This window comes from Pseudomonas sp. P42, from assembly GCF_017973755.1.
Taxonomy (GTDB): domain Bacteria; phylum Pseudomonadota; class Gammaproteobacteria; order Pseudomonadales; family Pseudomonadaceae; genus Aquipseudomonas; species Aquipseudomonas iridis.
In genome coordinates this window covers 475,708-497,822 of the sequence record NZ_JACOPU010000003.1, presented here as the reverse complement: position 1 = coordinate 497,822, position 22,115 = coordinate 475,708, and the positions used below count along the sequence as shown (strand labels likewise).

17 protein-coding genes are annotated in these 22,115 nt (G+C 57.9%); 12 read left to right on the top strand and 5 right to left on the bottom strand.

Annotated elements, in window-relative coordinates:
• Window positions 1-12: 12 nt before the first annotated feature.
• From H8B20_RS11680 to H8B20_RS11630, 12 genes are all read left to right on the top strand, one after another.
• On the top strand, window positions 13-2,493 hold the full coding sequence (locus tag H8B20_RS11680; protein ID WP_228732679.1) for a type VI secretion system Vgr family protein: 2,481 nt from the start codon (window positions 13-15) through the stop codon (window positions 2,491-2,493).
• The gene (locus H8B20_RS11675) at window positions 2,490-5,891 is read left to right on the top strand and encodes a hypothetical protein (RefSeq protein WP_210623204.1); all 3,402 of its coding nucleotides are present in this window, start codon (window positions 2,490-2,492) and stop codon (window positions 5,889-5,891) included. Before H8B20_RS11680 ends, H8B20_RS11675 begins: the two co-directional genes overlap by 4 nt.
• Window positions 5,891-7,255, top strand: coding sequence for a hypothetical protein (locus H8B20_RS11670; RefSeq protein ID WP_210623203.1), 1,365 nt, complete (start codon window positions 5,891-5,893; stop codon window positions 7,253-7,255). Before H8B20_RS11675 ends, H8B20_RS11670 begins: the two co-directional genes overlap by 1 nt.
• 74 nt (window positions 7,256-7,329) lie before the next feature.
• On the top strand, window positions 7,330-7,458 hold the full coding sequence (locus H8B20_RS28080; RefSeq protein WP_274611385.1) for a hypothetical protein: 129 nt from the start codon (window positions 7,330-7,332) through the stop codon (window positions 7,456-7,458).
• A 165-nt stretch (window positions 7,459-7,623) separates the two neighbouring features.
• Window positions 7,624-8,964 (top strand): T6SS immunity protein Tli4 family protein, encoded by a 1,341-nt coding sequence (locus H8B20_RS11665; RefSeq protein WP_210623202.1) that lies wholly within the window; start codon window positions 7,624-7,626, stop codon window positions 8,962-8,964.
• 7 nt (window positions 8,965-8,971) lie between these two features.
• Window positions 8,972-9,226: an XAC2610-related protein gene (locus H8B20_RS11660; protein ID WP_414704597.1), complete on the top strand. Its 255-nt coding sequence runs from the start codon at window positions 8,972-8,974 to the stop codon at window positions 9,224-9,226.
• Between the two features lie 20 nt (window positions 9,227-9,246).
• Window positions 9,247-10,617, top strand: coding sequence for a lysozyme inhibitor LprI family protein (locus H8B20_RS11655; RefSeq protein WP_210623201.1), 1,371 nt, complete (start codon window positions 9,247-9,249; stop codon window positions 10,615-10,617).
• Window positions 10,618-10,684: 67 nt separating this feature from the next.
• Entirely contained in the window at window positions 10,685-12,079 is a 1,395-nt protein-coding gene (locus H8B20_RS11650) for a TIGR01777 family oxidoreductase (RefSeq protein ID WP_210623200.1), read from the top strand.
• 9 nt (window positions 12,080-12,088) lie between these two features.
• Complete coding sequence (locus tag H8B20_RS11645) at window positions 12,089-14,539, top strand: PEP-utilizing enzyme (RefSeq protein WP_210623199.1); 2,451 nt, start codon at window positions 12,089-12,091, stop codon at window positions 14,537-14,539.
• 44 nt (window positions 14,540-14,583) lie between these two features.
• Window positions 14,584-15,084, top strand: a complete 501-nt coding sequence (locus H8B20_RS11640; protein WP_210623198.1) for a hypothetical protein — start codon at window positions 14,584-14,586, stop codon at window positions 15,082-15,084.
• 10 nt (window positions 15,085-15,094) lie between these two features.
• Window positions 15,095-15,466: a hypothetical protein gene (locus tag H8B20_RS11635; protein ID WP_042561772.1), complete on the top strand. Its 372-nt coding sequence runs from the start codon at window positions 15,095-15,097 to the stop codon at window positions 15,464-15,466.
• Window positions 15,467-15,706: 240 nt separating this feature from the next.
• On the top strand, window positions 15,707-16,090 hold the full coding sequence (locus H8B20_RS11630; protein ID WP_042561768.1) for an SCP2 sterol-binding domain-containing protein: 384 nt from the start codon (window positions 15,707-15,709) through the stop codon (window positions 16,088-16,090).
• Between the two features lie 90 nt (window positions 16,091-16,180).
• Here the strand turns inward: H8B20_RS11630 and H8B20_RS11625 are convergent, their stop codons facing one another.
• The 5 genes from H8B20_RS11625 to exbD form a co-directional block, all read right to left on the bottom strand.
• Complete coding sequence (locus H8B20_RS11625; RefSeq protein ID WP_210623197.1) at window positions 16,181-17,581, bottom strand: aminoacyl-tRNA deacylase and HDOD domain-containing protein; 1,401 nt, start codon at window positions 17,579-17,581, stop codon at window positions 16,181-16,183.
• A gap of 79 nt (window positions 17,582-17,660) precedes the next feature.
• On the bottom strand, window positions 17,661-19,736 hold the full coding sequence (recG, locus tag H8B20_RS11620; protein ID WP_210623196.1) for an ATP-dependent DNA helicase RecG: 2,076 nt from the start codon (window positions 19,734-19,736) through the stop codon (window positions 17,661-17,663).
• Window positions 19,737-19,745: 9 nt separating this feature from the next.
• Entirely contained in the window at window positions 19,746-20,675 is a 930-nt protein-coding gene (locus H8B20_RS11615) for a hydrogen peroxide-inducible genes activator (protein ID WP_042561765.1), read from the bottom strand.
• A 263-nt stretch (window positions 20,676-20,938) separates the two neighbouring features.
• Window positions 20,939-21,685, bottom strand: coding sequence for a TonB family protein (locus H8B20_RS11610; RefSeq protein ID WP_042561764.1), 747 nt, complete (start codon window positions 21,683-21,685; stop codon window positions 20,939-20,941).
• Window positions 21,682-22,110 carry a TonB system transport protein ExbD gene (exbD, locus tag H8B20_RS11605; protein WP_103302606.1) on the bottom strand — a complete coding sequence of 143 codons (429 nt, stop codon included), beginning with the start codon at window positions 22,108-22,110 and terminating at the stop codon, window positions 21,682-21,684. The genes H8B20_RS11610 and exbD overlap by 4 nt, the downstream gene beginning before the upstream one ends.
• Window positions 22,111-22,115: the final 5 nt, after the last annotated feature.

The following is a 22,115-nucleotide window of genomic DNA, read 5'->3' as shown; positions in this document are numbered from 1 at the left end:
AGGGAGCACTTTATGTTCAACTCAGCTAACGAGACCCACTTCAGCCTGACGGTTGAAGACTATGTCGGCGACCTGCAAGTGCTGTCGTTCACCGGCACCGAAGGCATCAGCCAGCCGTATCGCTTCGACCTCGAACTGGTCAGCGAGAACCCGGATCTGGACCTGGAAAAGCTCCTGCACAAGCAGGCCTTTCTCGCCTTCGATCCACAAGGCTCGGGCATACACGGCCAGATCTACCGCGTCGCCCAAGGCGATGCCGGCAAGCGCCTGACCCGCTACAAAGTGTCGATGGTGCCGCAACTGCAATACCTGCATCACCGCACCAACCAGCGCATCTATCAGCAGATGTCGGCGCCGAAAATCATCGCGCTGATCCTCGAAGAACACGGCATCAAGGGCAACGCCTACAGCTTCCAGCTGAGCCAGCCGTGCCCGGATCGCGACTATTGCGTGCAATACGACGAAACCGACCTGCACTTCGTCCAGCGCCTGTGCGAAGAGGAGGGCATTCACTACCACTTCCAGCACAGCGACAAAGCTCACCTGCTGGTGTTCGGCGACGACCAGACCGTGTTCCAGAAACTCGGCCAGCCCACTGCGTACGTACAAGGCAGCGGGATGGTCGCCGACGAACCGGTGATCAAAGGCTTCAAACTGCGCCTGGAAACCCGCACCAGCCGCGTCACCCGCCGCGATTACGATTTCGAAAAGCCGCGCCTGCAAATGGAAGCGGCGTACAAACCGGAGGGTGAAAGCACTGAGCCGGACCTGGAAGACTACGACTATCCCGGCCGCTTCATCGAGCGCGCGCGCGGCAAGTTCCTCAGCCAGCGCGCCCTCGAACGCCACCGCGCCGACTACCGCCAGGCCGAAGGTCGCGGCGACCAGACCAAACTGGTCAGCGGCCACTTCATGGAACTGTCCGACCACCCGCGCAGCGAATGGAACGACCTGTGGCTGCTCACCGAAATCGTCCACGAAGGCAAACAGCCGCAAGTCCTCGAAGAAGGCGTGACCAGCGACACCACCGACAACAAGGACGACTTCCACCAAGGCTACCGCAACACCTTCCTCGCCACTCCGTGGGACGTGTTCTACCGCCCGGCCCTCGAGCACCCGAAACCCCGCGTCCTCGGCAGCCAGACCGCCCACGTCACCGGCCCCAAAGGCGAAGAAATCCACTGCGACCAATACGGCCGCATCAAGGTGCAATTCCACTGGGACCGCGAAGGCCAGGCCGACGACAAAACCAGCTGCTGGATGCGCGTCTCCAGCTCCTGGGCCGGCGACCGCTACGGCGCCATCAGCATCCCGCGCATCGGCATGGAAGTCCTCGTCACCTTCCTCGAAGGCGACCCCGACCAACCCCTCGTCACCGGCTGCCTGTATCACAAGGAAAACCCGGTGCCTTATGCATTGCCGGCGAACAAGACGCGCAGCGTGTTCAAGACACTCAGCTCGCCGGGGGGCGGCGGCTACAACGAACTGCGCATTGAAGACAAGAAAGGTGCGGAGCAGATCTACATTCATGCGCAGCGCGACTGGGATGAAAACGTAGAGCACGATCAGAAGATTCGGGTCGGGAATGAACGTCACGATACCGTCGAGAAGAACACATACACCGAGCTCAAGGCTGAAGAACACCGCACCACGATTTCCGATCGCAAGATTGAAGTCAAAGCCAACGACCACCTTAGCGTGAGCCAGAACCAGCACATCAAACTGGGCACGGCTCAGTTGACCTATGCCGGGCAAGAAATTCACCTGAAGTCTGGCGACAAGATAGTGATCGAGGCGGGAACGGAATTGACGATCAACGCGGGAGGCAGCTTTATCAAACTCGACGCCGGCGGCATCACCGTCGTCGGGCCGCTGGTGAAGATCAACGCCGGCGGGGCTGCGGGAACAGGTTCGGGGATTGCGATCTTGCTGCCTGTGCTACCGGTACTCGCGGATAAAGACAAGGCCGGAAACCTGATGGATCGCGCGCAGGGCAATGCCCGAACGCCCGTCCCGCCGGTCGAGCCGAAGAACCTGCGCTTTGACATTCGTCTGGCCGACCGGCCGGGGGACGGCGCCTTTGCGTTGGCGAACACACCGTGGCGCATCATCAAAATGAGCGAGCCGACCTGGAAAAAAATCGGTCGTGTGGCGGAAAGCGACGTCATCGCCAAAGGCGAAACCGATGACGAAGGCAAAGTCACTCTTACCGATGCCATTCAGAAAAAGCTTTCTCTCGAATACCCACAAAATCCGGAAATGTTCTGGCTGGTGTATCCAGGCCAGTGTGTCGCGCTCAAGGCACATACCGACACCGGCTGGTCTGAGGAACAGCGTGAACTGCTGGCACTGGCAAGTATGGACTTCAGCAGCGAGCCCCACACCAACGCCCGTCACGAACAAGCCGGCACAGACAAACTCAGCGCCTTCGAAAACTTGTCACTGACCGACGGCATTGCACTCTTCGAAAAATTAAAGGGGTTTAAGGCATGAGCAACTTGAACGGCGTTCAGCCCAAGCAACTGAACCAGCTCAACTCAAAAGACGGCGATGCCTACACCGCTACTTCCGCTCCCGGATGGTTCATCAAAGGCAATGCCAAATACGGCGAAGCTTTTTCACCTGAGCGCCCGGGCAACGAAGTGAAGTTTTTCACCACCGGCAGTGACTACTTCAAAGATGTCGCCAACGCGATAAAAAACGCCAAGAAGTCCATCTTCATTTCCGGTTGGCAGATCAACTACGAAGTGCGGCTGGAGGGCGAAACCCGGCTGTGGGACTGCTTGCATTATGCGTTGCACAAAGGCGCAGCACCGGACATCTACCTCATGCCCTGGCTGTCCCCGAAGGCCGCTGTTGATACCGGTGATCTGGAAACCATGGTGGCCGCGTTTGTTCTGAATGCCGGTCTCGCGAAGAAAAAAGTTTGGTGCCTGCCGGCGATCCAGCAAAGCGACATGGGCACCCTCGGTCTGTTCTTTTCCCATCACCAGAAGATGGTGGTGATCGACAACGAAATCGCCTACGTCGGTGGGATCGACCTCGCCTACGGGCGCCGCGATGACAACAACTTTCGTCTGGCCGCCGAAGGCCGAACCGCCAACGAGTTTTACAACCCGTGCATCCCGCCGATCAAGGAAATCGAAGCCCACAAGCAATACCCGTACATGACCACCGTCGAGTTGATCGGCGCAGCCTTGATGGAGGGTGATGTATTGAGCAAGGCCCAGCGCAAGCTGGCATGGGCCAAGGACAACAAGATGTTCAACGTTCTGCGCGAGGCTAAGAAAGACGCCGGCGAATGGTTCGCCGAAAAGGGCAAGGACGGCCTGCGCTTGCTCGGTGCGGGTGCTGCGTACTCTACCGGTGGCGTGATCTACATTGCCGAGTTCATCCAGCAACAGCTGACCGGGGACAATCTGGAAGGCTGGAAGAAAAGCTTGCGCCAATGGAAGACCTCGCTTGATGGCGCCGTCGGCACCATTGATCATGAAGTCCAGACGTTGCAAAAAACCGACAGCGCCCTGACTGAACTGCGCCAGGAAGCCAAATCCATCAGCGAGGCCATCGGTGTGGCGCTGAACAAACCGGAGCAAGCCTCGGCCATTCAGCAGCGCGTCGAGAACTGGCTGGTGCGCGCGCAACAGAAAATTCCTGCGGTGACCGCGGTCACTCAGCCGGGTCGCGCCAAGTTGCAAACTCAGGTCACCCGCCTCAAGGGTGAAGTGCAGACCTGGGTAGAGCGCGCTGCTCCGCAGGCGGACAAGCTTCAACAAGACTTGTCCGCCTGGGCTGGCCAAGTCATAAAGTCCGGCGGTCAAATCAGCGAGCAGCTATTGAACGAGGGCAGCGAACTCACCAGTCTGTGGATCCAGCAAACAGGGCTGGGCGCGTTTTATGCCTGGCTCAACAACACGCCAACGCCGATTATCACCGCCAAGGCGATGACGGAATTCGAACAGATCTCCACACCTTTTGTCCTCTACCTGCACTCGGTTCTCGACCGATTGAGCGATGCTCAATCGGGCCAGCCCTATTCGTACCTGGCTGACCCCGCGACTCGCCTGCTGCCACCCGGGGGCATGATGCTCGACAGCATCAAACAACCGCGCATGCCTTGGCATGACGTGCACATGCGCCTGGAAGGCAGCTCGGTTTATGACCTGTCTCGCAACTTCATCGATCGCTGGAACAGTCTGCAGGCGCGCTTCGACGGCAAAGTGCAGAAGATGCCGAGCGCTCTGGCAGGCCTGCTTAAGTTCGCTGACAAAAACCTAGAGCCTGTCCCGTTCAAACCGCGCTACCTCGCGCAACCCGAACGTGTCGCACCAAAGGGCAAAATGAGCATGCAAGTACTGCGAAGCGCTCCGCTGCGCATGCAAACCGAAGAACGCCAGGGCGCCAGCAAGTCAGGCGCCAAAGCTCCAGCCTCCGCCCCGACAGGCGTTCAGGCAAATTGCATGCAGGCCATGCTGCAAGCGATCTCGGGGGCGCAGCATTTCATTTACATTGAGAACCAGTTTTTTCAGAGTGCGTATGGCGAGGATAGTGCTGACATTGCAGCAGTCACTGCGGGCCCGATGCAAAGCTTGATGAAGATTGAGGGCCTGCCTGGCTATGACTTGTACAAGGAACGCCTGCGGTTGGAGGATATAAAAAATAATCCGAAAAACTTGTCTAATGTGAACTACTTCGAACTCGCAAAAATGATTCGCAGCAAGGAAGCGGAAACCTTCACGCTAGGAATGACGCAGGTGCTGAGTAATCAGTCCACTATCGAAGCTCTCAAAGGCATGCAAACGCCACAAAGCGCTCTAAAAAATCCTCTTTGCGAGGCGCTGGCTGATCGTATTGAGCGTGCAATTGAGATGGGCGAAGACTTCCATGTCTACATGGTGCTTCCCGTTCATCCGGAAGGACCATTAAACGCGTTGAACTTGATGACGCAAGTTCACCTGACCATGCAAAGCATTTCACTGGGAAACCAAAGCCTGATCCAGCGTATCCAAAGAGCGATGGCCATCAAGGCTCAGATGGACAGAGGTAAAACCGAGGATCAAGCTATTGAAGCCATCGAATTTCCCAAAAAAAGAAGCGAGACTAGGAAAGTATTCGAGGATGAGGACTGGAGTCGTTATCTAACCCTGTTGAATCTGCGCTCTTGGGAGAAGCTCGGTGGTCAACCTGTGACTGAACAAATTTATATCCACAGCAAATTGTTGATTGCCGATGATCGGATCGCCATTCTAGGCAGTGCCAACATAAACGACCGCAGCCAAATGGGAGATCGAGATTCTGAATTGGCTGTCATCGTGGCTGGATCAGCGTCCCTTCAAACGTCGATCAATGGCCGATCACAGTATCCCGTATGTCCTCAAATCAAACAGCTGCGAACCAATTTATGGCGGAAAATTTTCGCACTGGATGTGCAGCCACGGGAGAACTCAGTAAAACCTGCCAGCGATTTGGAAAAGGTTATTGCAACACCCGCTGCGCGCGCGACGTGGCAAGCCATCCAGCTCCAAGCCAAAAGCAATGCAGACGCCTATGAAAAGGCGTTCCTCCACATTCCTCGCAATAATGCATCGATATGGCCACAATGGGGTCAGGTACAGGCTACTCCCCCTGCATCCTCTGGCACACTTGCCGCAAGTACAAGCAATGCTATGCCCTTTGAGAAAGAGTTCTGGAACAAACCTGTGATCGGTGAGCTTCCGACCTCTATATATGGCTTCATCACAGCGCTCCCGGTTTACTGGACAAAGTACGAAAATAACAACTCCGGATTCAATCTTACGATCTTGGCGAAAATTGAACCAATGCGTGATGGAGCGACATCTCAGCACTATGCAGTGATAGCGCCAGATATCAATAACAGGGGAAGAACCTAATGCGCCCGCTATTCTTGATGCTGGTAGTGTCGCTGTCTTTAGATGCTTGGGTAAATTCAGCAAGCGCAGATACGAATGTTGCCCATGCAAAAGTGGAGCGCCAATTGCACACCGAGTGCCTCGGACGTACGCAATTCGAAGTGTTTGGCGACATTGAATGGCATGTCGCGGGTGGACACTGGAACTTTCCAAAGTTTGGTATCTACTCACCCAATATTGATCCCAGCGACAAGCAGCTTAGTTATGGCGACAGCCCCTTCAAAAAAGATGGCTTCTTGTTTGATATTGAAGTTAGTCCCAAAACAACACTGGCAATTTTCCAGCAACTTAAAGATCGCCACGGCCCTGATGTTGAGGGGGCGCAAACTCGTGTCATTGAAAATAAAGTAAGCGCCATAAAGCAGCGGTTGACTTGGGAACTAGAGCAAAATAACCCGCAAGAATTTAAATCTCTGAAGTCAAAACAATACGCACTCGAAGATGATCAGAAGCACTTAACTAAACTCCACTCAAAAATTCTCATTCTAGAAGACGAAGTTGAAACTTTTGAAGAAAGTGGCCGCCCAACCGAGAAGCTCAAGGCGGAACTTAAAGTTTATCAAAAAGAACTCAATAACTATCCGACTGACCCGCAATATGAACAAGAGCGTTACGTTGACTGGAATATCCCCGAGGCCCAGATTACCTGGAAGCCAGGAAAGCTGACTGCATTACTTTGGCGCAACGAGCGAATTTATCGATTTACTGCTACTCCCAATATTTCAGGTTTGAACACTGAGCAAACATTAAAAACAATTGAACCAAAAGCCCGTGAAATCCTGCAAAACTTCCGTGCCCGAGAGCAGTTCGAGATCCCCCAAGAACCGGGATTCTGCTTGCCTTTCGGTTACATTAGCGACAATGGTACCGATAATTACGCTATTACACTTGCATGGCACCCTATTAATAACTCCAATCTTCTTTATAGCTTGAGTTTGAGTAATAAAAGTGACAAAGGTATCAAGCTGTTGCCTCTATTAACTTCCTCGATGTTCGCAAATCCTTTTCCGAGCGCAGTTGAGTTGAATCGGTTCGGTCCCGAACCCACAAAAATTGGTACCGTCGACGGGGTAATCGGTGGCTCCCGCTATCAAGGGATCAATCCAGAAACCGGAAAAATTGGCACAAAGGAGCGTTTCACTCTCACAGCAGGACATACAAACTCTGAAACCGGCCCTGCACTTGTCCTAAAAGTCGAGAGTTTCACAAACGATCAACCACTAAGCTTTGAAAATGTTAAAGATCAATTAATCCATACATTGGAAAGCGTGCGGCCCCTACCAGGTATTACCCGAAAGAGTAGCTCTATTATTAACACGCAGTAAATTGTTAAAAAAGCATCGAGGACCAGCATTTGGAAAACGGCGCCGGTACCGAGAATACAGGCTGGAAACCGAGCATGGTCTTGAAAGCCGAGAGTTACGCTTCGACACAAGTCAGGACTATTCAGCAGAGCAAGGAAGACTTCCTCAACATCCTGAAGAGCTTCCGCCTGCAATCGGGGATGGACAAGCTGACCGGTGAGTGAAAGCAATCTGGCGGTGCTTGAATAGAGCAGATTTTTTCAATGCCTAACTTGGATAGTCTGCTCAGGTCTGCAGAAACTTAGTAGTCGAACGTTTTGCGAATGATCTACCAATACACTCTACAAGCCACGTTAACGGCGATCAGCAACTGGATACGGAAGCCCCTGATGTACGCCACTCACTTCTCATATGCCTTATTTACGTCAGCGCTGATCAGCTCACTGGTAGCGCAAGCTGGCACTGTAGACTCTAAATCACAAACAGAATGCTTGGGGCGATCGGTATTCGACATAAAACCAGAATTAGCGTGGCACCTGCTTAACGACCAATGGACCTATACTGCCGGCACTGATTTCACCACTTATTCACCGGATATACGCTTGGCGGACAAGCAGCTCAGTTACGGCAGTGATCCAACAAATGATGCATACGGTCTAGTCACCATTGAAGTCTCACCTAAAACCGATTTAGAAACCTTTAACGAATTGGTCAGCAGCCATCGCCCAGACATAACCGTGGCAAAAGAACGTGTAGTAAAAAACAAAATCGACAAAATTTCAGAAATAATGACAGGAGACTTATCTCGCTCGGACCCCGCAAAATATAAATCACTGCAAAAGCAACGACTCGATCTCCGCAAAACATTAACCAGAATCAGAAAAGTAAGCACCGAACTCGTTGTGCTGGCGGACTTTATAAGTCAATTCAAAAGAGAAAACCGTCCCTACGAACATTTTGAAATTGAACTGGAAGACTACAAAAAAGAATTCGACACCTACCCCACGGACGATCTGTACGCCGAGCAGTCCGCCTTCGACTTCGGCATGCCAGACGCCTACGGCGCTCGCTATCCCGACAAACTCATCGTGCTCTTGTGGCGTGACGACCGAATCTATCGCTTCGCATTCGGCCAACAAAGCGACTATTCCGAACACAGAAGCTCGTTCGAAAAACTACTCCCCGCCGCCCGTGACCTGCTCGCGCGATTCCGCACGCGCGCAGAATTTGAGATACCCAAAAAGACTGGCTTTTGCCTGCCCTTCGGCTTCATCGCCGATGATGGCAAAGCCCACTACTCGATCACCATGGCCTGGCATCCCACTGACAATCCGAACCTGCTTTACAGCCTGAGTTTGAGTGACGACATCGGCAAAGCCCTTAATCTGCTCCCAGTATTGACCACGCCGATAATGGGCAGCCCGTTCCCAAGTGCCGGCGAGATTCAAACCTTCGGTCCTTCAAAAGTGCAGATCGGATCGCGCACAGGAATCATGGGCGGCAAGTATTACAAGCCCACGGACCCGCAAGGCGGAGAAACTGAGGCCACAGAACGATTCGTCATGACCGCGGGTCTGGCCAACAAGGGTTATGAGCCAAGCATGGTGTTAAAGGCCCAGAATTACGCTTCGACACAAGTCAGAACCTTTGAGCAGAGCAAGGAAGACTTCCTCAGCATTCTGAAAAGCTTCCGCCTACAACCGGGCATGGACAAACTGACCGGTAAGTGAAAGCAGAATCCGGGGGGCGCATTTCGACGGCGCCCAGGATTTCGCGATCTGGCAGCTTGATGACGGCATGGGTACTTACGATTACTACCGGGTGTTCGTTTACCAAACCAGAACCGGAATGTTCGAAGAGTTGCAGCCGGACTGCGGCGATGGTTTCGTCAATCTCCGTGTCGACAGCAAACGCAAGGCGTTAACCAGCACTTACTGGGAAATGAACAGACCGAAGCAATGCATCACCCGATTCACCAAACGCAAAGCCTGAATGACTCAAGGAAGAACACAGTGAAACGGTTTGTTTTTACCCTACTGCCCGCGCTGGTGCTGCCGGTTTCGGCGGTCTATGCGCAGGATAACTGCAGCCAGGTCACTTCAAGCCTGGAAATGGTGCCGTGTTCAGAGGTGGCGAAGAAGGCTGCCGATGCGCAGTTGAATGTCAGTTACAAGCAGTTGATGACGCGGCTTGAGTCTGACTATCGAGCAGATCCGGCGTTGGGTGCGGAGTACGCGGCGAAGGTTAAAGAGTCGCAGCGTGCGTGGTTGAAATTGCGCGATGCGAACTGTCCATTGGAGGCATTCGAGATCGAGGTGGGTAAGCCTGCTTACGTGGCGGTCAGCAACTTGTGCATCGCCAGAATGAGCCGCGAGCGCTCGGCGTATCTGGACAAGATCGTCCCTGCTCTTGCATCCGACAAGAGCACTTCGACGGCACCCACCAGCGACGCTTGCCCCTCGGAGGAGTTCGCGCCTTTCCTGACTGCGTTTTCCGCCAACAGCGAATCACAGCCCCGTCTGACTGCGATGACGGTCAAGTCGCTGGTGTTGAAACCGGTAGCGGGAAAGGATCGAAGTACCTTTGAGCCTTCGACCTCGGGTGTTAGTGGAGCTACTTTCAACTATCCGCTGATGGCTGCAATCACACCCGGCAAGACACCAGGGGTCGAGATCGAAGAGGTCGATGATAGTCACGTCAATGTGGTGGATAAACGGGCGGGTAACAGCAATATCAAGATCTTCAACTTCTCTCGTCAGGCATGTTGGGTGCTTGAGGGGGTTGAGGATTGGTCGATTAGTGAGAAAGGCTTGGTAGTGGCGAGCAAGCCCAAGTTGAGTGTTGAGGAGAACTTCTGCCGCCAACGTGCCAACGCCTTTGGTAATTTGGGAGGACTGGAACAGTACCGTCTCACCGCAGAGCTTTTCGAGGCGTCACTGGAAAATGACCTTTGCGCAGCGCGTTCCGGAGATCCAGAATCCAGTTTGAGTGCGGCAAGTTTGAGCCTTTCGGGCATGGCGCCGCAGTTGCCAACGTATAAATTGGAGGCGTTGATCAAAGCTGCAGCGGCTACTTCGCCCGAAGGCGCACTGATGCTTTCGCTCTATTACTGCGACGGCAACACATTGGCTGGAACAGGTTCATGCCAACATCCAGCGTTGGCTGAAGAATCAATGATCCGGGCTGCGACCATGGGCAGCGTCCACGCGTTGGGTGCTTTAGGCTCCGCTTTCGAGCGGGGGGAACTGGTGACCAAGGATTTGTCCCGCGCTGTGGCCTGTTATGAAATGGGCGCGGCAAAGGGAAACAAAGGATCGATCCATCGTTTGGATGAGTTAAAGAAAAACTCCACCACACCAATCAAACCCAGCTACTGCTACTGACAACCCCCGAAACCCCACGCTTTTCCTTTAAACTCCCCACCCCCAAGGAATGCGCTCAGGACAAGGAATGCCAGCCCCCTCGACCTCGCTTCGCCCAGCGCTAGTGCTCTGGCTATACGCCGCTGCGATCGTGCACATACTCGCCGGTCTCACCCTGACCTGGGCCGGGCATTCCGGTTTACTCGACGGCTATCTGCAAGTTCTCGAACTCGCTTTCTGGGGCGCCGACCCGGTGCCCGCCGCAGGCCACGAACAACAAGTCTGGTGGCTTGCGCTGTTCGGCGCGACGTTGCAAAGCTATTCGTTGTACATGCTCGCGTTGGTGCACCTGGGCAATCGCCTGAAAGCCCCGGCGGTGTGGGGCTGGTTGATTGCCGGCATCCTGTTATGGGCGCCGCAGGACATGTGGTTGTCAGCGCAACAACAAGTCTGGTCGCATCTCTGGCTCGACGGTTTTGCACTGTTGCTGCTGTTGCCGCCGCTGGTCTGGCTGTATCGCCATGACCGCAAAAAATCCCGTCCAGAAAAAGCACCGAACGAGTCCAACCCGTTTACCGGCAGCGCCTACAAACGAGTGCTGATCACCGGCGGAACCGGGTTTATTGGCGAGGCGGTGGTCAATCAATTACTCGACGCCGGCCACACCGTGAGTGTGCTGGCGCGTGATCCGTTGAAAGCGGCGAATCTGTTCGACGGTCGCGTGCGTTGTGTTCGGTCTCTGAGTGAAATCAGCCACGACGAATCCTTCGACGTAGTGATCAATCTCGCCGGCGCGCCCGTCGCCGGCCCACGCTGGACCGCCAAGCGTCAGGCGCAACTGCTCGCCAGTCGAGTTGGCACCACCGAAGCGTTGATGACCTGGCTGAAGAACACCAAGCACAAACCAGCGCTATGGATTCAAGCCTCAGCCATCGGCTTCTACGGCGTGCGCGATGCCAGCGAAAGCCTCGACGAACACGCCAGCAAGGGCGACGGTTTCATGGCCGAACTCTGCTCGCGTTGGGAGGCCGCCGCGCAACCGGCCACCGAGCTTGGCGTGCGTCAGGTGGTGCTGCGCCTCGGCGTGGTGTTCGGCCCCGGCGGTGCGTTGTTGCCGCTGCTTTTGCCGTTCCGATTGGGCTTCGGCGGGCGCATGGGCGACGGTCGGCAGATCATGAGCTGGGTGCATCGCGACGATGTGCTTCAGGTAATCGCCCGGGCCTTCGACGATGAAAGTTTGCGCGGCACTTACAACATGGTCGCGCCCGAAACGGTCAGTCAGGCAGCATTCGCCGAGCAGGCCGGCAAGGTCCTCAAGCGTCCGGTGTGGTTCCACATTCCCGCCCCGCCAGTGCGTGCATTGGCGGGGGAGATGGCGCAGTTGTTCTTCGACGGTCAGCGCGTGGTGCCGCAGCGTTTGACTGAGGCCGGTTACACATTCCGCTATCCAACCCTCGACGCCGCTCTGCGCGATCTGACCTGAGGATCGCTCATGAGCAAGCCCTTGATGTACCTGCTGGCCGGCAACGGCAGCGCCGCCGATTGGTGGGACGATGCGTTGCCGCACTTCAAGCGTTACGAAGTCGTACCGCTGGAGTTGCCGGGCTTCGGCGCTAATCCGCAGCCGCCCTGCGAGGATCTCGCGGACTACGCGCAGACGTTGCTGGCGATGACGGAGCAGGGCAGCGCGATCATGGCGGTCGGGGTCAATGCCTTGCTGGTGCTGCATGCGTTGCAACGGCGGCCCGGGCACTTTTCCCGCAGTGTTTTGCTGGCGCCGGTCGGGGCGTTTTTGTGGCAGCGTCGCTTGCCGGCATTGATGTCGCCGCTGCCGATCCGCAAGACCATTCACTGGTTGCTGTCGAATAAACCCACGCTGTTCGCGCGCAAATTTTCCAACCAGACCTGGACTCCCGCGCAGTACCAACGCATGGGCGCCGGCTATGCGCGCTGTCGTGCGTTTGTGCCGCACTGGGATCTGATTCGTGCCGATACTGCGCTGCCGCTGCTGGAGTGGATCAGCGATCCGGTCGAGTTGGTTTGGGGCGATCAGGACAACGTGCTGGGCATCGAGCAAGCGGCGGCGTGGTCGGCGATTCTGGCCCGCGCTGATCTGACCATCAGCCTCAAACCGGGATGGGGTCACTACCCGTGGATTGACTCGCCCGCGCAGTTTGCGCAGTGGCTGGAGTCGGGCGAGCGCGGGTTTGTCGCGCACACCAAGGGCGGGCGTTTGCGCTTGGCTGAACTGGCGCGGCAACCGGTGCCGGCAGCGCTGACGCTCAACGATTGCGATGATCCGCGTCTGCCGGCGTTTCTCGCCGCCCAACCCGACGTGACCTGGGCGGTGCGCTCCTCCAGTTATGGCGAAGATCAGGCCGACTCGGCCAACGCCGGGTTGAGCACGACTTATCTGCGCGAGCCGACCGCCAATGTGCCTAAACGCATTGCTGAACTGACGGCCGAGGGCGTTGAGGAAGTGGTGGTGCAGCGCTTCATCACGCCGGTCGTTTCCGGGATCGCGTTTGTGCGGCATCTGTCGGTAGAACTGGAATGGGTTGAAGGCCATCTGGAGTCGCTGGCCGACGGTCACGTCAGCCCTTCGCGGGCAACGCTTTCGCGGGTTGGCGAGGCCTGGCGCAGCGGCTCGTTCACGCCATCCCACGGCTTGACCGAAGAGCGGCTATGGCAATTTCTGCAAGACGTGCTGCGCGTGTTCCACTACGTGCCCGGCGACGTCGAATGGGCCTGGGACGGCGCGCAACTGTGGCTGCTGCAATACCGACCGATCAGCGATTACGGCTGGCGCCGGCACCTCTCCGCCGCGAACATCGCCGAGATCCTGCCACCGCAACCGAGCGTTTTTGTAGAGTACGCTCAGCGCCGCGCGGCAGCGAGTATTCCGGCGATCATGGCGCGGTGGGATGCGCGAGTGTTGCAGGACAACGAGCCGTTCACCGCCGTGTTCGGCGGCGCGTCATACATCAACAATGACCTGTTCCTCGCCCGGTTGGCCGACTGGGGCATCAGCGCCGCTAACTACGCCGGTGAAGTCGGCGGCGCGACCCCGCACCTGCCGTGGCAGCCGCTGAAGATGCTGCGCTCGTTGCCGCTGTTCCTGCGCATGCAGCGCATTGCCCGTGGTCATCTGCTGACGCTTGAACGCGGCTTGCAGCGCTTCGATCAAGAGCTTGCCGAACTCGTCGCCCAAGGTGCCGACGGCCAACAATTGGCGGACTGGTTCACCCGGTTTTATGTGTTCGTGGTGCAAGGCAACCTGTGCATCGCCACGGCACTGGCCAGCAGTGGCGGCGACTGGCTCGGGCGCCCGCCGACCGCGTACGAGAATCTTGAAAACAGTCCGCATCGATTGCCGTGGGAGACCGACCCGGCCACCCCTCGGCCAGCGGCGAGCGAATTGCCGCTCCAGCCATTCCCGCAATGGTCAGGGTTGATCCGCCTCGCTCATTCCACTGGGCTACCGGGCCTGCGCGGCTACTACCTGCAAGTGCGCGAGTGGTATCGCGACAATCTGATGCGCATCTTCTTCCGCTTGCATCACGCGATGCCGCTGGCGGATCGCGAGCACTGGTTCGCGCCGCATCCCGACATTCGCAGCCGCGACGGTAGCTTCTGGCAGGACGGTCGTGAAGGCTCGGAGCAGGCAACCGGGTTCATGATTTATCCGGGGCAGGTGCGGGGTGTTCTCGGGAAGGACATTTTGCTGGAGGACACGCTCGATCCCGGGCGACATGCGCACTATCAAGCTGCGCGGGCGGTGATTGCGCGAATGGGTGGGCGGTTGTCCCATGGCTCGACGTTGTTGCGTGAATTGCGCAAGCCGTCGGCGGTGATGCCGCAGGTGGATCCGGCGTGGGTGGGGTGTGAAGTGGTGTATCGGGATGGGGAATTGGAATTGATCAATTCGAAGGATATGAAGTGAAACCATCACCTTTGCCAGTAAGCCTTCAGTTACGGAGTGACAGCGTGAAAGGATTTTCGGTTCTTGTCGGCAGCCTGTTGTTGGCCACCGCTTCAATAGCATTCGCCGCCGACCCCGACTTCAAGGATTATCCCGCCGCGCCAATTTTCAGCGGCCCCCAGCATGCACTGGTGCCACAGGAAAACAGCAATCCGGTGATGGATCAGGCACGCGCGAAGGCCTTGAAAGGCAAGGTCAACTTCGCGGGCCATTACATCCTCAATCCGTTGGGTTGTGGCGGCGGTGCCATCTGCGCCGAAGTCCTTGATGCACAAACCGGAGAAGTCGCTGGCGGCCTGCCGAATGCCTACGACGGCAGCACGTTCGCCATGCTCTACCAACCTGACAGCCGCTTGCTCCTTATTTCCGGCATCACCCTCGACGGTGAAGAAGATGCCCAGGGGAATTCGCTGGAAAGCGTCAACCGGGATCGCTACTACGAGTTTGTGAACAACGAATTCCGGCTGCTGAGCATGACCGACGCGGAATCGCCGCCGCTTGATTAAGGATGATGGGATGAACCGTTTTTTCATTCGGCCCGTGCTGAGTGTGCTTCTGCTTTTGCCTTACGCCATGCCGGCGATTGCCAGTGAGGGGAGTTGCTATGGCTACCTCACCGAAATGGTCAGGAGCAGCGACTTCCCGTTTCAGTACGTCGGCAAGGACAAGGTCAATCTGCTTATCGACGACGATGACGGTGAAACCGTTCGAGCGCAGTTGTTCTTTGACACCGACGGCACCGGCACCATTGGCTGGATCAAATACACCCCGGCAACGCGCGTGTTGCTCAATACCTCGGCGGAACTGGACGAGCCGGTGGAATTGTCTTTCGACGCCAGGTTCGCCGATGGCTACGCAAATTGTCTGACGGAAAAACAGGCCGGTTAGCGACGAAAGGGAATTCCCGATGAATCAGTTCTATCTCGCGGGCAGCCTGTCGTTGCTGCTCTCTGCGCCGGCGTTCGCTGCGCCGGCAGATGCTTATAGGTACGTGTAGGAGAGGTGTGACTTGGTAGTCATCGTGCAGGAAAATAACAGCATCCTCTTCCAACGTTTGCCAATAGTGGCGTTATCGTCCGAATCCCTTACACTGCCCCGGCCGTTCATTTTTCTTTTGAGGCTGTGCGCATGAAATTTCGTTTTCTTCTGTGGATGCTGGGTCTGTTGATGGGTAAGGCCAGTCGGACAAATCCTGCGTTCCAGCAGCAGTTGGGGGACAAGGATCTGGTGTTTCAGATGCAGACGCTGGACGGGAAGGTGGCGCGGCATTTCGTGGTGAAGAATCAGCGGATTACCAGCAAGTCTGGCGCAGTGGCAGAGCCGGCGTTTGCGATTGCCTTTAAAGACGCGGCGTATGGTTTTGCCACGATGCAGGCGAAGAACAAGCAATTGGCGTTTATGCAGGGGATTCAGGACAAGTCGATCCAGATCAAGGGCAATCCGGCGCTGGTGATGTGGTTTCAGGGGTTGATGAAGTATTTGAAGCCGAGGAAGGCCAAGCCTAAGGCTTGATGCGGGTAGTTGGACCGAGTTGGATTCTTCGCGAGCAGGCTCGCTCCCACAGGGATTTTGGTAATCCTGAGGGAGCGGGCCTGTTTGCGTTTAGGCCTGGCTGAACTGCGAAGCGAGTTCGCGCAACAGGACTTCAGCCTCAAGCACTTTGCTGACGACGTCGTTGGCTTTATCGCGGGTCAGGCCGACGCGTTCTAGCAGGGCGTCGGGGATGTCTTCATCCGGGCCGGAGCCGATGCCGCGACTGCGCAACAGGCGCACGGCCAAACACACGAGGTTCGGGTATTCGGCGTAGGCGCCGTCGTAGCTTGGGTCGTGCTGGAAGCGCAGGGCGGTGGCCAGTTCGTCCGGCATGTCCCAGTAGCGCATCAGCCACGAGCCGATCTGTTCGCGGCTGATCCCCAGCAGGTGTTGCTCGATGTAGCTGTGGCACAGGTGCGGGTTGACCTCAAGGTGACGGCAGATCAGCGAGAAGTGCGGCGGGAACACATGGGCCAGCAGCAGATAACCAAAATTGTGCAGCAGACCGGCAAGGTAAGTCAGGCCGGCTTCCGGGCGCTGGGCGCGCGGCATGGCACGGGTCAGGCCTTCGATGACGGCGGCGGTGTAGATCGATTGCTGCCAGTACGGTGTGGTTTGTTGTGGGTGGTCTTTCGGCAGGCTCAATGTCTTGCCGAGGGCCAGGCCCAGCGCGAGGTTGATCACCAGATCGAAACCGAGCACGCGGACGATCGCATCTTCCACCGAACGAATTTTGCCCGGCGAGGCGTAGTACGGCGACGCCGCCCAGCTCACCACTTGCGCGGCCAGCGCAGGGTCGGTTTCGACCACGCCGGTGATGTCGTCGATGGTGGCATTCGGGTCGACGCGCAGCTTGATGATCTTCTGTGCGGTTTCGGCCAGCGGCGGAATTTCGATGGTTGCTTCCAGTCGCTGCTGGATGCGTCGCGCGGTGAACGCCTGCACAGCCTGAGTGATTTCCTTGCGGTCGTCATCCGGGCGGTCGAGGTTCGGACGAATGCTGGTCAGGTTCTCGCCGAAGTTGGCGGCGCTGGCCTTGGTGAGCATGGTCTTGAAGTGTTCGCTGGTGATTTCCAGCAGCACGCCCGGTTCGCCGGAGTTGATCAGCAACTTCGGCTCGCGCAGCAGGCTTTCTTCGTAAAGGCATGGCGAACTGGTCAGCGCCGGCAGCCCTGGCAACAGGCTCAGGCTGTGTTTGCCGAGCATTTTTTGCAGGCGCTCAGTCGACACGGCGGTCAGACGACGGCCCGTCAGTTCGGCGAGTCGATTGAGATCGAGCAGTTGGCTCTGTGGAAATAGCACCATCAGCGCGCCGACAGCGTCGTCCAGCAACACGGCCTGGACCTTGCGCGATGCATTCAGGCCGTGGTGGTCGAGCACTTCTTCGTAGGCGATCCCGAGCTTGTCCAGCAGCAGCCGAATAACAGACGGAGCGTGCGGGGATTCGGTGGCGAGAGCAGCTTCGGTCATGGTCTGGATCCGTTTTTGAAACAAGTGCTGGAGTATAACCAGCTCTGTAAGAGCAGGCTGTCAGAAACTGCGACGGTGCTCACACTTGGCCATATTGCTGCCCGTGGCGCAGCCACCGGTCGAGCAAGGGGCTGACGTGGGTCGGCCAGCGTTCCAGCAAGGCTTGGGCGGCGTCGCGCACGGCGGGCAGCAAGTCGGCATCGCGCATCAGGTCGGCGACTTTGAATTGCAGCAGACCGGTCTGACGGGTGCCGAGCATTTCGCCGGGGCCGCGCAGTTCGAGGTCTTTTTCGGCGATGACGAAACCGTCGTTGGTCTCGCGCATGATGCCCAGGCGCTGGCGGCCGATCTGCGACAGCGGCGGATGGTAGAGCAGCACGCAATGGCTGGCCGCACTGCCTCGGCCAACACGGCCGCGCAATTGGTGCAGTTGCGCCAGACCCAGGCGCTCCGGGTTTTCGATGATCATCAGGCTGGCGTTAGGGACGTCGACGCCGACTTCGATCACCGTGGTTGCGACCAGCAATTGCAGGTTGCCGGCCTTGAATTCGGCCATCACCGCGGCTTTCTCTACGGGTTTCATGCGGCCGTGGATCAGCCCGACTTTCAGTTCGCCAAGGGCGGCAGTGAGGTCTTCGAAGGTGGTTTCGGCGGCCTGACAGGTCAGCTCTTCGGACTCTTCAATCAGCGTGCACACCCAGTAGGCCTGACGCCCTTCGGCGCAGGCGCCACGGACCCGTTCGATGACTTCGACGCGGCGAGTGTCAGTGACCAGCACGGTGTTGACCGGGGTTCGCCCGGGCGGTAATTCGTCGAGGATCGAGGTGTCGAGGTCGGCGTAGGCGCTCATCGCCAACGTGCGCGGAATCGGCGTGGCGGTCATGATCAGTTGATGCGGGCACATGCGCCCACCGACGCCTTTCTGCCGCAACGCCAGACGTTGCTGTACGCCGAAGCGGTGTTGCTCGTCGATGATCACCAGCGCGAGGTTCTTGAACTTCACCTCTTCCTGAAACAGTGCATGCGTGCCCACCACCATAGGCGTGCCGCCGGCGATTTGCTCCAGCGCGGCGACGCGATTTTTGCCTTTGAGCTTGCCGGCCAGCCACGCGACTTCAATGCCCAGCGGTTCGAGCCAGCGCTTGAAGGTGATGAAGTGTTGTTCCGCGAGGATTTCGGTCGGCGCCATCAACGCGACTTGGTACCCGGCCTCCAGCGCTTGCAGCGCGGCGAGGGCGGCGACCACGGTTTTACCCGCGCCAACGTCACCCTGAATCAGCCGCAGCATCGGTTCGTGCTGACTGAGGTCGTAGGCGATTTCGTTCCCGACCCGCTGCTGGGCGCCGGTCGGGGCGAAGCCGAGGTTGGCCAGGTATTTGGGCGGCAGTTTTTCCGCTTTCGGCATGGCTGGCGCGCGCAGGGAACGCATGCTTTCGCGCAGACGTTGCTGCGACAGTTGATGCGTCAGCAGTTCTTCGAAGGCGAGGCGATGCTGGGCCCAGTGATGACCGAGGGCGAGTTCGTCGACGTCGGCATCGGCGGGCGGGTTGTGCAGGTAGCGGATCGCATCGGCCAGTGGCGCGAGTTGATAGTCGCGGGCCAGTTCGGTCGGCAGCCAGTCGGGCAGGCTGGTCGGGCCGAGCAGGGTCAAGGTCTGCATGCACAGTTGACGCAGGCGCGCTTGGGTCAGGCCTTCGGTCAGCGGATAGACCGGGGTCAGGGTTTCATCCACCGGCGGCGGCTCGTCGCCCGTGATGGCGCGGTATTCCGGGTGGTAGATCTCCAGTCCCGACGCGCCGGGCCGCGCTTCGCCGTAGCAGCGAATGCGCGTGCCGCGCTTCAGGCCTTCTTTCTGTGCGTTGCTGAAATGGTAGAAGCGCAAGCTCAGGCCGCCCGTGCCGTCCTGCAAGCGCACGACGAGGCTGCGGCGACGGCCCATGACCACGTCGGCGCCGCTGACGGTGCCTTCGACCACGGCATCCTGTCCCGGTCGCAAGTGGCCGATCGGCACCACGCGAGTGCGATCCTGATAGCGCAGCGGCAGGTGGAACAGCACGTCCTGGAGATTCTCCAGACCGACCTTGGCCAATTTCTCGGCCATGGCTTCGCCGACACCCTTGAGTGCCGTCACCGACACTTGCGACAGCTCTGTCATGACGCTCGCTTAACCGGCTGTAACCGGTGCCGCTGGCTTGGCCACCGAGCACAGGCGAATGGAGTCGGCGAGAATCTCGATGGCTTTGGGCCGTGGGAAGCTCGCGCGCCAGGCAATCGCCACGGTGCGGAATGGCACCGGCGGCGACAAGGGCCGCACTTCGATCACGCCCGGGGCGTAGTGATGGCTGTCGACCGCGGACAACGGCAGGATCGAGATGCCCAGACCGGAGGCAACCATGTGGCGAATGGTTTCCAGCGAGCTGGATTCGACCGTGGTGTGCTTGGCGCCGTCACTGCCCTTGGTCAGGGTCGGGCAGGCTTCCAGTACTTGATCGCGGAAGCAGTGGCCTTCGCCGAGCAGCAACAGGCTCTTGTCGTTGAGCAGGCCGGCGTCGATGGTTTCTTTCTGGGTCCACGGGTGCTGCGCTGGCATCAAGACGTAAAACGGCTCGTCATAGAGTTGCAGGGTCAGCACGTCGGCTTCGTTGAACGGCAAGGCGATGATGATCGCGTCGAGTTCGCCGTTGCGCAGTTTGTCGCGCAGCACGTGGGTGAAGTTTTCTTCGATATACAACGGCATCTGCGGGGCGACCCGGTGCAGTTGTGGAATCAGGTGTGGAAACAGGTACGGGCCAACGGTGTAGATCGCGCCGACTTTCAGCGGAGCCGTCAGCTGGTTCTTGCCGGCCTGGGCCAGCTCGCGAATGCCTTGGGCCTGTTCCAGTACTTTTTGCGCCTGGGCGACGATGCCTTCGCCGACCGGCGTCACACGCACGGCACTCTTGCTGCGCTCGAAAATCAGCACACCGAGTTCGTCTTCAAGTTTCTTCACGCCCACCGACAGGGTCGGTTGGCTGACGTGGCATTTTTCGGCGGCGTGGCCGAAATGCTGCTCTTGGGCGAGGGTGACGATGTAGCGTAATTCTGTGAGGGTCATAGCAAGCGTCCATGAAGATGCGGGCCAAGCATACCGGCTGCAATCGATAGACGCACGTTATCAGACTGAGGGAGGAGTGCGACACAGGGCAATGCCGGTTTGCCGTGCATAGATATGCAAAAGGCACCTTTCAGTGCCTTTTTGGCTGCATCTATCGGCTTGCGGATAGCCACTGTGGGAGCGAGCCTGCTCGCGAAAGCGGTGTGCCAGAAAAAATATGCCGACTGACACGGCCTCTTCGCGAGCAGGTATTGCGGTGTGTCTTAGCGACGCCGTTCCAGCGAGTAAACAAACGGCGCAACAATTTCAATCGAGCCATTGGTCAACATGTCGGCCGGCGGCTTGGGCAGCGGTTGTGCGCGGCGGATCATTTCCAGGGTGGCCCGGTCCAGATCGGCGTTGCCGGAGCGGCCCACCAGTTCGAACGACAGCACGTTGCCTTCGCCATCAACCACGAAACGCAGACGATTCAAGCCTTCCTTGCCCCGAGCCTGTGCGCTTTGCGGGTACTTTTTGTACTTGGCCAAATGCGCAAGCAGGGTGCCTTGCCAGCTGGCCTTGGCAGCCATCTGGGCTGGCGACGGGCCTGGCGCAGGTTGAGCGGATTTCTCCGTTGGCGCCTGAGTCGGTTGTGTGTCGGCCGGTTTTTCCTCGGAAGGCTTTTCCTTCGGCGGATCGGGCAGCTTTTTCTCGACAGGCTTCGGCGGTTTAGGCTTTGGCTTCGGTTTTGGTTTCTGCACCGCGATTTCGGCTTTCGGTGCTTCGGCCAGTTTCGGAATCGGCAGTTCTTCAACCGGAGCCGGTGGCTGCGGCGGGGTGACGACTTTTGGCGGAGCTGGCGGTGGCGGGGCTGGAACCGGGGCCAGCTCGACCATCATTGCCTGGGGAGGCAGTTCGATGGGCGGGCGGGTGGTCCAGTTCAGCGCCAGCGCGATGGCCAGCGCGTGAACGCCCAGCACCACGGCCAGGCTACCGCTGTAACGCGTCAGCTTATGGCGCGTCGTGATCATTTTTTGACTGCGCTCTCAAGTCCCACCAGACCAACCTTCAGGTAACCGGCAGAGCGCAGGTTATCCATCACGCTCATCAGGTCGCCGTAATCCACGCCTTTGTCGGCCTGGAAGAAGATGGTGGTGTCTTTCTTGCCTTTGGTGCGGGCGTCGAGGGTGGCGCCCAGAGTCTCAGGCTTCACTTCGTCTTCGCCCAGGAACAGGCGCTGATCAGCCTTGACGCTGAGGAACACCGGTTTCTCTGGCCGCGGCGCCGGCTTGGCGGTCGAGGCGGGCAGGTCGACTTTGATATCCACAGTGGCCAACGGCGCGGCCACCATGAAGATGATCAACAGCACCAGCATCACGTCGATGAACGGCGTGACGTTGATTTCGTGGTTCTCGGCCAGATCGTCGTCTGCGCCTTCTTTCAAATGCAGGCCCATGGCCG